This window comes from Pseudonocardia sp. 73-21 (assembly GCF_001899645.1).
Lineage (GTDB): Bacteria > Actinomycetota > Actinomycetes > Mycobacteriales > Pseudonocardiaceae > Pseudonocardia.
The window spans coordinates 38,551-50,742 of sequence record NZ_MKVV01000043.1 but is presented as its reverse complement, the minus strand read 5'-3'; the positions used below and the strand labels follow the sequence as shown (position 1 = coordinate 50,742).

The window sequence follows — 12,192 nt, the reverse complement described above, 5'->3', positions numbered from 1 at the left end:
GTCTGAAGGTGCGGGTCACGTCCCCGCCGAGTGGTGCTAATACTCCAGCCGTAGATCGTGATCTTCCCGGCGTGGCGGTCCCCGAACTGTTCCTCACGGTGAAGACGGTCGAGTACCACATGCGCAACATCTACACCAAGCTCGACATCACCGGCCGCCAGCAGGGGCTCCGGTTAGGGCGAGGCCGGACGACCGGCACCCACCAGCGTCTGATTCGCGCGGGTCAGGCACGAGGGGGAAACCGCTGACCTGCGAGCGGCACCCCCTCCTCAGCGGCCGAGCACCCCCACCTCGGAGTCGGCCGTTGGCCTCAACCAGAGCGCCCGGATCGCAGCGCGGGCTCAGCGGGCTCCGACGGGTGTGGGCGTCGCGATGGTGTCGATGGTCTCCATCTCCTTGGTGAACTCGACGTAGTTGTTGTCCATCAGGGCTCTCGGGTCGAGGTCGGAGCTGGCCAGGATGCCGTGGACACGGCGGCGCTGCATGCCGAAGTTGCCACCGTCGTAGATCGGGAAGCTTGCGGCCTCGCGGAGGAAGAAGGTCCAACTCGACGCTGCGCTGCACCTCCATGTTCACGGGGAACAGGGATCGGGTCGCCGGCGCTCACGGGAGAGCCACCTCATCGGCCGCGACGATGCGGGCGACGCACAGATGCGGCTCGACGAAGGGGGTCAGGCTGATCGCCTCGGCCGCACCGCCCAGCTCACTCAGCGAACCCCGGATCAGTCCGAGGTGCAACGAGCACACGACCTCCGGGTGTGCCGTGGCCACCGAGCGGAACGGACAGGCGTGCAGATTCATCTGCACGCCTGCCCGTTCCGTGACGAGTTCCGGCTCGAAACCGAGCTCGGCGAACGTGGCAGCGACCTCGGTGACCGCGTCGCGCAGGGACAGCGACCTCCGAGGCGACCCCGAGATCTGCCGCGCCGAGACCTGCTGCGCGCCCGCCGCGGCCCGACCGGCCCGTTCGGCGCGCGACGCCCGCTCGTCCGCCGTGCCGTCCCAGTGCGCCGCGAGGAGGCCGGCGAGCAACTCGTAGCCGGCACCCGTGGATGACTGCGGGGCACCCGCCATGGTGGCGGTGTACAGATGGCGCGGCCGGCCTCGGGTGCCTTTCTGCTCGGACCGACTGTGCACCAGCCCCGCCCTTTCGAGGATCTCGAGGTGGAACCGGACCGTGCTGACATGCAGCTCACAGACCGATGCCAGCTCCGCGGCGGTGAGGGATCGGGCGCTCGCGCGAAGCGAGTCGATCATCTGGACGCGGCTGGCCACGGCCAACGCCTCGTGCGCCAGGTGGCGTTGAACCATGGCACTGACTCCCCTCGTGCACCTCTGGCCTATTAAAGCGGATCGTCATAGTGTTATAGGGCGCTGACGGGCGAGCGCGGGCGGGCAGGAGCAGCGGGTGAGCGGCGTGATCGTCGAGAACGGGGAGGCGCTGCCGTCTGCGCCGGTGCAGGCATTCGACGAGGGCGGCCGATCGACGCGGGCGGCGTGGGAGCGGTTCGTGGCGGGCGAGGATGACGTTCGGGGGGTTCCCGACGTGATCTTGTTGTCCTGGCAGCGCAGCAGGGACCTGTACGGGGTGGATCCATGGGATGCAGCCCCGCCGCGGGCCGGAGGCGCCGACACCACGAGCATCAGGTCGTTGCTGCACGCGAACGTCGTCGCCCAACTCGGCGGCGTCGCCGGCGCCATCGCGTCGGGTACGGACGGATCGCTCACCACCGTGACCGACGGGTCGGGACGGATCCTGGGTTCGTGGGGCGGCGGCAGCACCCGACGGCGTGCAGAGGACGTCGGCCTCGCGCCCCTGTACACCTGGTCGGAGTCCACCACCGGCACCAACGGGCTCGGCACCTCGCTGGGCAGGCCCTTTCCCGTCTCGGTCCGGGGGCCGGAGCACTGGCGGGAAGCACTTCACGACTGGACCTCCCACGGGATCTCGGTCAGCGACGCCGTGACCGGCCGACCCATCGGCGCCGTCACCGTGTCGTTCTGGAGATCCGCGTGCGGCCCTCCCGACGGGATGGAGCGGGCCGTCACCTCCATCCGTGCGCAGTTGCGGGAGGAGGCGGTCCGAGAGGGCAGAGCCCTGCTCGCGGCGTTCATGGCGGCAGCGGAAAGTGCGGCAACGCGCGAGGCCGTCGTGGTCGCTGACGTCGCCGGCAATGTCGTGGCGGCCAACGAATACGCCCACGATCTCGGTAGTCACCTCCCTCCGGTGGCTGCCGTGGAACCGACCCCACGTCGGAGGTTCCTCTCGGTCGAGCTCAGGGAGATCGCGGCCACCGCGGAGGCCCACTTCGGGTCGGATCCGTCATGGACCGGCGACTTCCGTGTCAACCTCCTGCACGAGCAGATGGCGTTCAGGGTGAGTCCCGTGCACCACGGCGGCAGGTTCATCGGCATCCTGCTTGTGAGCACACTCGACGCGGACGGTTCACATCCGATCGACGACACCAGCGCGGCCGCGGTCGGGGAGGCCCCGGTGCGTGTCGTCGGCGTCCACGAGAGCCACTTGATCATCCTGTCGCCGCAGGAGATCCGCTATGCGGCGGCCGACCGGCACATCGTCTGGCTCGTCACGGACCGCGGACGGGTACGGGCCGCCGACCACGGGATCGACAACATCGAACACACGCTCGGATCGTCGGGATTCCTGCGCGTGCACCGGAGCTACCTCGTCAATCTGCACCGGATACGAGAGGTCGGCCAAGGCGCCGGCACGGGGACGCTCACGGTGAGTACGCAGCACCATGGCTACGAGTCCATCCCGGTCGCGCGCCGCCACGCGCCCCGTCTGCGCGCCGCACTGGGAATATGACGTGGAGCCGCGCGGACGGATCCAGTACGGGGTGTACGGAGTGGGACCTCCTCGGAGGGCGTACACAGAATTGTCAACATGACGATCAGAATGCGGCGTGACAACTGAGACGCCCTCGGATGGGGAGAGCGGTCAGCGCCACCCGCAGCTCGGCGGGCACGCAGCGGCGCACGTCGTCCCACACCCAGGCCGGAAGGCGCTCTCGGTACGGCCCCTGGTCATCGATCTGCAGATCCCACCCGAAGCCGTCGTCGTATCCCGATGACCCGATCCTTCGCGGCACACCGACGCGCGACCTATGGTGCCTGTCGCCGGTGCGGGATCGCGGGGACGAGCAGGCGTGCGGGGCGATCGGCGCCCCACCGCAGGTACGACCGGGTCGCGGTGCTGTGCCGGTAGCGGGCGGGGAACTGTCCTGTGAGCGGGTTGTGCGGGGTCAGCCAGCGCCCGGCGACGAGCAGACGCAGCGCCTCGCCGGCGCGGAACACGGTGGATGACGGGCCGAGGGCGACGTCGACGCCGACGCACTCGCCCGGGCGTAGTGGCTGGGGGTCGAGGAAGGTGTGGACAGGCTGCTCCTCGGTCGATCGTGCCGGGTCGAGCGCGCGGAGGGACGCCCGCTGCCAGCCGGTGGTGACCCGGTCCCGGCCGTAGCCGTAGGACCCGGCGAACGGTATCCACCGGTCTCCGCGCCATTTCTCGATGCCCACGAACAGGGTGATGTCGTCGCCTCCGTCGACTTCGACCCACAGCCTCGCCGCCATGGGTCCGGTCAGCTCCAGGTCCTCCGGCACGGTGTAGGTGAACGCGGCCGCGCGACGTCGGGGGTTGAAGCCGATGTGTCCCGGTCGCTCGGGGACGGAGTCGGTGAGGTGCCCGCCGGGTGCGAGGTACAGCGACCGCCACTCGGTGCGGGCCAGGGGCCACTCCTGCTCGTTGCGGACCTCGAGGACGTCGTCGCCGTTCTCGCGTACCTCGAGCCGCACCGGTGGGGGCGGGGCGACGGGGTCGCCGCACAGGTACCGGTCGAAGAAGTCCTTCTGGGCCTGCCGCGCTCCGGCGCTGTAGAAGGTGGCCCACTTGGGGCCCCGGTGCGTGTAGGCGAACCGGTCGGCGGACCCGACCCGCTCGAACGCCCGGAACGATCCGCGGCTGTGCAGGTTGTTGTCGGAGAAGCTGGCGCAGACCAGCATCGGCACGGTGATCCTGGCGAGGTCGGGGGCGTAGGACTGCCACCAGTCGTCGCGCAGCGGGCGGTGGCTGCGTTCCCGGCCCATGTTCACGCTCAGTCGGGCCACCCGGGAGCTGGCTGCCGTCCAGATCGTGGCGAAACCCTTCTCGTACACACCACCGGGACACATCAGGTCGCGGTAGATGTCGGTCATCCCCTCCCAGGGGCAGATCGCCGCCAGGCTCGGCGGCCCCAGAGCAGCGGCCTTGTACTGCGACATCGCCAGGTAGGACACGCCGACCAGACCGACCTTCCCGGCCGACCAGGCCTGGGCACCGGCCCACTCGACCAGGTCGTAGACGTCCTCGGCCTCCTGATCGGAGAGCAGCGACCCCACCCCGTCGGAGGTGCCCGCCCCGCGGAGATCGGCATTGACCACCGCATAGCCCTGCTCCACCCACCAGGCCGGGTCCGGTGCCTCCCACCCGGTCAGCGTCGAGTGCTCGACCGGGGCGGGCTGGTTCATGAGCCGGTACTGCGCCGCGACGATCGAGCGTCGCCCCCTGCGCCGCGGCAGCGTGTCCTTGCGGTAGGGGTGCGCGGACATCAGCACCGGGAATGGCCCGTCCCCCGGGGGCCGGTAGACGTTGACCCGCAGCACGGTGCCGTCGCGGGTCACCACCTCCGCGTTCCGCTCCGACACGACCGTCCCCGGGGTCGGCTCCCAGACCGTCACCGGGGGCCGCAGGAAGTTGCGTGCCCGCCCGGCGGCGTAGCGCAGGCCACCCGGCCGCCGCCACGGCCGGTCCAGTACGGGGGTGCCGACAGGGGCCATCTCGAACTCCACTTGATAGGGACCTCAATTCAATTTGGTGGCACTGTAATCCTGGGCGGTAGGGGGTGTGGCGATGCTCCACCGACAGGTCCCCGACATCGCTGCCCGGCACTGGTACCCAGATCCCGAGCGACGTCCACGACCGGGCGCCCGGCACGTCGGGGCCACCGCGGCCCAGGCGCTGGCGCTCCAGAAATCATGGTGCGCACCAGTGCCCGCTTTCGATCCCGGATGTCGGAGCTGGTGTCCGAACCGCACGGACTTCCGGTTCGGGGCGCTGGGGCACGGGGCGCATGGTTGGGTACGGTCGTTGCCGCAGTGGTGTTCGCCCTGCTGTCCGCGTCGCCTGCGCCGGCGTCCACCGGCCCATCCGGGCTCGGGCGGCGATCGAACCATGATCGGCACAGGATCCCACCCACTCCGGGAGTCGACGATGACCCTCCTGACCGCGGACTTCAGTGACGAGTACCGGGACCGCATGGCCCGTACCTACTGGCCGAACCGGACCCTGCTGTCCTACTTCGACGACGCTGTGGCCGCTCATCCGGACCAGGTCGCCGTCATCGGGCACGTCGACGCCGATCATGCGCGGCACAGCCTCACCTACCGCGAGCTCGCGGAGCGCGCGGACCGCATCGCGGCGGGCCTGCTCGACCTCGGGATCAGGCCGGGTCAGGTGGTCTCGATCCAGCTGCCGAACTGGTGGCAGCTCGCCGCACTCCACCTGGCGTGCCTGCGGGTGGGCGCGGTCACCAACGCCCTGATGTCGATATTCCGCCGGCGCGAGCTGGAGTTCATGCTGGGGCTGGCCGAGTCCGTGGTGTTCGTCGCGCCCGAGACGTTCAACGGTTTCGACCACGAGTCCCTGGCCGCCGAGCTCGGCGGGATGCTCCCCGCGCTGCAGAACGTGGTCACGGTGCGTCCGGACGGCGGGGGCGATTTCGAGGAGCGGCTGCTGTCCCGCACGCCGACCGCCGCCGACCGGGAGGAGTTCGCGCGTCGCGCGCCGGGACCCGACGACGTCACCCAGCTCGCCTACACCTCGGGCACCACCGGGGAGCCGAAGGGCGTGATGGTCACCTCGAACACCGCCCTGTGCAACGTGCGTGACTTCGCCGACCGGCTCGGTCTCACCGCCGCGGACACGGTGCTGATGGCCTCGCCGCTGGCCCACCAGACCGGGTTCCTGTACGGCCTGATGATGCCGCTGATGCGGGGCATGACGGTCGTCCTGCAGGACGTCTGGCGGCCCGCGCACGCCGTGGAGATCATCCGCTCCGAGGCCATCTCGTTCTCCATGGCCTCGACCCCCTTCCTCACCGACCTGACCGAGGCGGCCGAAGCCGATCCGGACGCCTTCGCGACCTTCCGGCTGTTCCTCTGCGCCGGTGCGCCGGTGCCCCGTGACCTGGTCCGGCGGGCGACGAAGGCGATGTCGGCCCGGATCAGCTCGGGCTGGGGCATGAGCGAGATGGGTGCGGTCACCCTGACCGGCCCGGACGATCCCGACGAGCGGGTCTTCGAGACCGACGGCTACCCGCTGCCGGGTGTCGAGCTGCGGATCCTCGGCCACCACGGGGAGGCCGCCCCGGCGGACGCGGAGGGTCGCCTGCAGCTGCGCGCCGACAGCCTCTTCGGCGGCTACCTCAAACGTCCCGACCTGCGCGGGCTCGATCCCGAGGGCTGGTTCGACACCGGTGACCTCGCGCGCATCGACGCCGACGGTTACCTCCGGATCACCGGCCGGTCCAAGGACATCATCATCCGCGGCGGGGAGAACATCCCCGTCGTCGAGATCGAGAACCTGATCTACAGCCACCCCGACGTCGCCGAGGTCGCGCTCGTCGCGATGCCCGACCCGAGGCTGGGGGAGCGGGCCTGTGCGTTCGTGGTCGCCCGGGAGGGTGCCGGCCCGACCCTCGACGACCTCACCGCGCACCTGCGTGCGCTGGGCACGGCCACGCAGTACCTCCCGGAGCGGCTGGAACTGGTCGACGCCCTGCCGCGGACCCTCACCGGGAAGATCCAGAAGTTCAAGCTCCGCGAGCTCCTCAACGGGTAGCCGGGGCCGGACCTCAGCGGTCGAAGCGGGGTGCGCGCTTCTCGCGGAAGGCCCGGATCCCTTCCTGACCGTCGCGGGAGGAGATCGCGAGCGCACAGAGCGCGGCCTCCTGCCGCAGCCCCTCCGAGGTGTCGACGGGGGAGCGGGCGGCCTGCAGGATCAGCCCGAGATTGGGCCGGCTCAGAGCGGCGAGGTCGGCGGCCAGCTCTCCCGCGGTCCGGGCCAGATCGGGTGGTGACTCTGGGGGTGCCGAGAGCAGGCCGAGTGCCCACGCCCGGTCGGCGTCGACCGGGCGCCCGGTGAGCAGGAGCGTGAGCGCCGCGGCGTGCCCGACCGAACGGCGCAGCCGCTGCGTTCCGCCGTAGCCGGGGACCAGGCCGAGCCGCGACTCGGGCAGCCCGAACCGGCTGCGGTCCGACGCCAGCAGCACCGGGCAGGCCAACGCGATCTCGAAGCCGCCGCCCAGCGCGTAGCCGTCGACGGCCGCGACCACCGGGACCGGGAGTTCCTCCAGCGCCGTCACGATCCGCTGCCCACGTCGGATGAGGTCGTGGGCGGCGGCGGCGTCGAGCCCGGCGAGCTCGTTCAGGTCCGCGCCGGCGCAGAAGGCGCGCCCGCCCGCGCCGTCGAGCAGCACCGCGCCGATCTCCTGGTCCGCCGCGACGGCGGCGAGCTCGCTCTCCAGCGCCGCGAGGACGTCGCCGTTGAGGGCGTTGAGCGCGTCGGGCCGGTCGAACGTGAGGTGCCGGACGCGTCCCTCCGTGCGCGCGGCGAGCACGGGTGTGGTCACGGCGCGAACGCCCGGCCGAGCAGGTGCCGCGCGACGACGAGCTTGGCGATCTGCGCGGTGCCGTCACCGATCTCGAGGCCGATGACGTCGCGCAGGCGCTGCCCCTGCGGGTTGTCGGTGGACCACCCGGCGTGCCCGAACGTGAGCAGCGACTGGTGCACGATGTCGGCGGCGAGCTTGGGCGCCCACCACTTGGCCATGTTCGCGGGCACGGCCGGGTCCCGCCCGGCGTCCTTCAGCGCCAGCGCCTCGTAACAGAGCAACCGGGCGGCCCGCAGATGGGTGGCGCACTCGACGAGCGGGAAGGCCAGCCCCTGGAAGGTCCCGATCGGCTTGCCGAACGCCTCCCGCTCGCGGGCGTAGGCGAAGGCGTCGTCGAGTGCCGCGGACGCGATCCCCAGGCACATGAGGCCGATGACGGCACGCGAGTAGTCGAACCCCTTCATCACCGAGATGAATCCCTCACCCTCGGTGCCGATGAGCTGGTCGCGACCCACCGGTAGGCCGTCGAAGTACAGGCTGGCGCGTCCGATGGCCCGGCTGCCGTGGTCGTCGAGCGGGGTGCGGGCCAGGTGCTCGTCGCCCAGGTCGACCATGAACGCGGAGACCCCCCGCGCGCCCGGCCCACCGGTTCGCGCGAAGACGGCGCCGACGTCGGCGTGCATGCCCAGGGAGATCGACGTCTTCTCGCCGAACAGGCGCCAGCCGGCGCCGTCGGGCTCGGCCCGCAGCTGCAGGTTGGCCGCGTCGGAGCCCTGTGCCGGTTCGGTCAGGCAAAGGGCGGGCACCGATGCACCCGACGCGATCGGGGGCAGCCAGCGGGCCAGCTGCTCCTCACCGGCCCCGGCCAGCAGGATCTCACTGACCAGCGCACTGTTGAGCAGCAGGTAGCAGGCGTTGAAGTCGGCGCGCGACACCTCCTCGGCGGCCATCCCGGTGGTGACGGCGTCGGCCTCCTGGCCGCCGAACCGCTCCGGCACCCGCAGGCCGGTCAGGCCCATGCGGGCCAGGGTGGGTGCGAGGTCGGGCCGCAGCGTGGCGGCGAGGTCGTCGGAGCGGTAGTGCGGGGCGAGCTCCTTCGTGGAGAAGGCGCGCAGCTCCTGGCGGAACGCCTCCTGCTCGGCACTGAATCCGTAGTCCATGGGTGGTCTCTCAGACCGCGGCGTAGCCGCTGAAGTCGGGGGCGCGCTTCTCGGCGAACGCGCGGGCGCCCTCCCTGCCCTCCTCCGACTCGACGAACAGCGCCAGCCCCGCTCCGGCGAGGTTCGCGACGGCGGCCTGCTGCTCGGTGTCGGTGTTGAACGAGTGCTTGAGGAACTTGATCGCCGTGGGGCTCATCTTCGCGATGTCAGCGGCCCAGCTCAGCGCCTCGGTCATGAGCTCGGCCGCGGGGACGACGGTGTTGACCAGACCCCAGCGCTCGGCCGTGGCGGCGTCGTACTGGCGGCACAGATACCAGATCTCGCGGGCCCGCTTCTCCCCGACGACCCGGGCGAGGTAGGTGGTGCCGAACCCGGCGTCGAACGAGCCCACCCGCGGGCCGGCCTGCCCGAACCGGGCGGTCTCGCTGGCGATGCTGAGGTCGCAGATCACGTGCAGCACGTGGCCGCCGCCGATGGCCAGGCCGTTCACCGCCGCGATCACCGGCTTCGGGATCTCGCGGATCAGCCGGTGCAGGGCGTCGATCTCGAACAGCCCGCTCTCGGTCGGTCCGTAGTCGCCCGTCTCGGCGCGCTGCTTGACATCGCCGCCCGTGCTGAACGCCTTGTCGCCGGCGCCGGTCAGGACGACGACGCGCACGCCGCGGTCGGCCCACGCGGTGCGCAGTGCTCCGATGAGCTCCTCGACGGTCCTGCCCCGGAACGCGTTGTAGCGCTGCGGCCGGTTGATCGTGATGACGGCTGTGGTGCCCTGGACCTCGTAGAGGATGTCCTCGTAGCTCACGGTGCTGTCCTGCTTCCTTGCTCGGTGTCGCGGGGATGGATCAGGTGCCGGTAGCGCTCGTGCTGCGCCGGCGCGAGTACGGAACGCAGCAGGGTGGCCGCTTGGGCCGCGACGTAGCGGTGCACGTCGTAGTCGTCGGGGAAGTGCCAGTGCTTCAGCGCCCAGGTCTGGGCGAGGATCATGAGGTCGAACGCCAGCAGGTCGAGGTCCGCGGTGTCGACGAGCAGGGCGGAGTCGGCCGCCTCCTGGGCGGCGTCGCGCAGCGGCCCGAGGTTGACGCGTTCCGCCTCCTTGAGCCGCAGCCGGGCCTGCTGGCCCAGCTCTCCCGACTGGCGGTAGGTGAGCAGGCCCGCGTTGCGCTGGGCGTCCATGACCGAGCAGTAGGCGGCGAAGCCCGCCACCAGTCGCTCGACGGGGTCGGCTCCGGCCGCCGCCATGCGCTCCTGCATCGCGCTGCGGATCTGCTCGACGAGGTCGAGGACGACGGCGACGACGACGTCCTCCTTGCCGCCGAAGTAGCTGTAGATCAGGCCGACGCTGACGTCCGCCTCCTTGGCCAGCGCCTGCATCGACACGGCCTGGAAGCCGCTGCCGTGCATCAGCCGTACCGCGGCGTCGAGCACCTGGCGGGTGCGCCACCGGGCGCGGACATCGCGGATCTCCTGCGCGACCCGGTCGTCGGTGGCGCGCGCGCTGCCCGTCCCACCCGCTGCGTCCGGCACACCGACCTCCGGTGAACGTGGGTTCTATTGACAGTGAAGGTACGTTCATTTCGGGCCCGCGGTCAACGGTCCGGCACGAGAGGAGGCGCGGTGGCACGCGTGACCGATACGGGGTTCGGGGTGATGCTCCCGAGCTTCGACCCGTTCCGGACGGGTGCTCCGCCGCTGCTCGCCGGGGCCGAACTGGCCGAGGAGCTGGGATTCGACTCGGGCTGGGTGGGCGACCACCTCTCCTTCCACCCTCCCGTGCTCGACGCCGTGTCGGCGCTCGCCGCGGTCGCCGCCCGCACCGAACGGCTCGTGCTCGGCACCGGCGTGCTGCTGCTGCCGCTGCGGGATGCGGTGTGGACGGCGAAGCAGCTCGCTACCGTCGACGCGCTGGCCCCCGGCCGGCTGCTGGTCGGCGTGGGCGTGGGCGGGGAGAACCCGGCGGAGTTCGAGGCCGTCGGAGTGCCCGTCGCCGGCCGCGGACGGCGCCTGGACGAGGGCATCGCCATCCTCACCGCGCTGTTGCGCGGTGACCCGGTCGACCACCCCGGGCCGCTCCTGCCGACGCGCTCGCCGGCACTCGAACCCACCCCGGCCGCACCGCCGCCGCTGATCGTCGGCGGGCGTTCGGACGCGGCCCTGCGCCGTGCGGCCTCCACCGCCGAGGGGTGGCTGGGGGTCTGGATGTCAGCACGCCGGGTGCGTGAGGTCCGTTCCCGGCTCGACGAGCTCGCGGTCGACTGCGGCCGTCCGCCGGTGGCCTCACAGCTGATGGTGTTCGTGCACGTCACCGTGGACGCCAGCCCGGCTGCGGTCGAGGCCGGCCGGATCGAGGCCGCCGCCTTCGTCAGGGGGCAGTACGGCCTCCCGTTCGAACGGCTCGACCGCTGGGTGCTGGTGGGTGACCCGGCACACGTGGCCGCCGGGCTCGCGGAGCTGCGGGCCGCGGGAGCCGGCGGGTTCGTCCTGATGGCTGCGGCGGCGGACCCGCTCGAGCAGTACCGGCGACTCGCCGTCGCCCGCACGTTGATCGACGCATGACGGTCATGCGTCGCCCCCCAGTACGAGGAGAGCTGTGATGTCAGAGCCGGTCGCCCCACGGATCGCCGTCGTCACCGGAGCGGGATCGGGGATCGGCCGGGCGATCACCCTCGCGCTGGCCGGTGCCGGGACGACGGTGGTCGCCGCCGACCTCGACATCGACGGGGCCCGCGCCACGGCCGAGCAGGCCGCCGCCGTGGACGCGCCACCGGTGGTGCCGCTGGCCGTGGACGTGGCCGATCCCGACTCGGTGGTGGCGCTCGCCGGCGCCGTCACCTCCGACGTCGGGGTCCCGGCCGTCCTGGTGAACTGCGCCGGCTGGGACCGCACCGGCCCGTTCATCGGCTCCACCCCGGAGTTCGCGCAGAAGGTGGTGGCCATCAACTACCTGGGCCAGGTGCACGTCTGCCAGGCGTTCCTGCCCGCCATGGTGGAGGCCGGCCGCGGTGGCCGTGTGATCAACATCGCCAGCGACGCCGGTCGGGTCGGCAGCTCGGGGGAGACCATCTACGCCGGCGCGAAGGGTGGCGTGATCGCGATGAGCAAGTCGCTCGCCCGCGAGATGGCCCGCCACGCCATCACCGTCAACGTCGTCTGCCCCGGCCCGACCGACACCCCGCTGTTCCACGCCGGCGTCGACGAGAACCTCGCGAAGGCGCTGATCCGGGCCATCCCGCTGCGGCGGCTCGCCCGGCCCGAGGAGATCGCGTCCGCGGTCGCGTACTTCGCCTCCGACGGCGCTTCCTACGTCACCGGGCAGGTGCTCTCGGTCAGCGGCGGCCTCACGATGGCGGGATGACGCAACGCCG

12 protein-coding genes are annotated in these 12,192 nt (G+C 71.6%); 5 read left to right on the top strand and 7 right to left on the bottom strand.

Annotated elements, in window-relative coordinates; translation table 11 throughout:
- Nucleotides 1-71 precede the first annotated feature (71 nt).
- Nucleotides 72-248, top strand: a complete 177-nt coding sequence (locus BGP03_RS12200) for a LuxR C-terminal-related transcriptional regulator (protein ID WP_296377289.1) — start codon at nucleotides 72-74, stop codon at nucleotides 246-248.
- Between the two features lie 93 nt (nucleotides 249-341).
- Here the strand turns inward: BGP03_RS12200 and BGP03_RS12195 are convergent, their stop codons facing one another.
- A complete protein-coding gene (locus BGP03_RS12195) occupies nucleotides 342-485 on the bottom strand; it encodes a hypothetical protein (RefSeq protein ID WP_296377290.1) in 144 nt (47 codons plus the stop codon).
- A 118-nt stretch (nucleotides 486-603) separates the two neighbouring features.
- The gene (locus BGP03_RS12190; RefSeq protein WP_363093648.1) at nucleotides 604-1,275 is read right to left on the bottom strand and encodes a helix-turn-helix domain-containing protein; all 672 of its coding nucleotides are present in this window, start codon (nucleotides 1,273-1,275) and stop codon (nucleotides 604-606) included.
- 757 nt (nucleotides 1,276-2,032) lie between these two features.
- Between BGP03_RS12190 and BGP03_RS12185 the strand changes: the two genes are divergently transcribed.
- Nucleotides 2,033-2,830, top strand: a complete 798-nt coding sequence (locus BGP03_RS12185) for a LytTR family DNA-binding domain-containing protein (RefSeq protein ID WP_296377292.1) — start codon at nucleotides 2,033-2,035, stop codon at nucleotides 2,828-2,830.
- Nucleotides 2,831-3,126: 296 nt separating this feature from the next.
- On the opposite strand, the gene BGP03_RS12180 is transcribed toward BGP03_RS12185, so the two are convergent.
- Entirely contained in the window at nucleotides 3,127-4,836 is a 1,710-nt protein-coding gene (locus tag BGP03_RS12180; protein WP_298800861.1) for a CocE/NonD family hydrolase, read from the bottom strand.
- A gap of 433 nt (nucleotides 4,837-5,269) precedes the next feature.
- On the opposite strand from BGP03_RS12180, the gene BGP03_RS12175 reads away from it, so the two are divergent.
- Complete coding sequence (locus tag BGP03_RS12175) at nucleotides 5,270-6,898, top strand: AMP-binding protein (RefSeq protein ID WP_298800860.1); 1,629 nt, start codon at nucleotides 5,270-5,272, stop codon at nucleotides 6,896-6,898.
- A 13-nt stretch (nucleotides 6,899-6,911) separates the two neighbouring features.
- On the opposite strand, the gene BGP03_RS12170 is transcribed toward BGP03_RS12175, so the two are convergent.
- The 4 genes from BGP03_RS12170 to BGP03_RS12155 are packed head-to-tail and all read right to left on the bottom strand — an operon-like array spanning nucleotide 6,912 to nucleotide 10,354.
- Nucleotides 6,912-7,688, bottom strand: a complete 777-nt coding sequence (locus BGP03_RS12170; RefSeq protein ID WP_296377295.1) for an enoyl-CoA hydratase/isomerase family protein — start codon at nucleotides 7,686-7,688, stop codon at nucleotides 6,912-6,914.
- Nucleotides 7,685-8,830 (bottom strand): acyl-CoA dehydrogenase family protein, encoded by a 1,146-nt coding sequence (locus tag BGP03_RS12165; protein WP_296377296.1) that lies wholly within the window; start codon nucleotides 8,828-8,830, stop codon nucleotides 7,685-7,687. Before BGP03_RS12165 ends, BGP03_RS12170 begins: the two co-directional genes overlap by 4 nt.
- A 10-nt stretch (nucleotides 8,831-8,840) precedes the next feature.
- Nucleotides 8,841-9,632, bottom strand: coding sequence for an enoyl-CoA hydratase-related protein (locus BGP03_RS12160; RefSeq protein WP_296377297.1), 792 nt, complete (start codon nucleotides 9,630-9,632; stop codon nucleotides 8,841-8,843).
- Entirely contained in the window at nucleotides 9,629-10,354 is a 726-nt protein-coding gene (locus BGP03_RS12155) for a TetR/AcrR family transcriptional regulator (protein WP_296377298.1), read from the bottom strand. Before BGP03_RS12155 ends, BGP03_RS12160 begins: the two co-directional genes overlap by 4 nt.
- 99 nt (nucleotides 10,355-10,453) lie before the next feature.
- Between BGP03_RS12155 and BGP03_RS12150 the strand changes: the two genes are divergently transcribed.
- Both BGP03_RS12150 and BGP03_RS12145 read left to right on the top strand, forming a co-directional pair.
- On the top strand, nucleotides 10,454-11,383 hold the full coding sequence (locus BGP03_RS12150) for a TIGR03619 family F420-dependent LLM class oxidoreductase (protein WP_296377299.1): 930 nt from the start codon (nucleotides 10,454-10,456) through the stop codon (nucleotides 11,381-11,383).
- Nucleotides 11,384-11,420: 37 nt separating this feature from the next.
- Nucleotides 11,421-12,182 (top strand): SDR family oxidoreductase, encoded by a 762-nt coding sequence (locus BGP03_RS12145; protein WP_298800858.1) that lies wholly within the window; start codon nucleotides 11,421-11,423, stop codon nucleotides 12,180-12,182.
- Nucleotides 12,183-12,192: the final 10 nt, after the last annotated feature.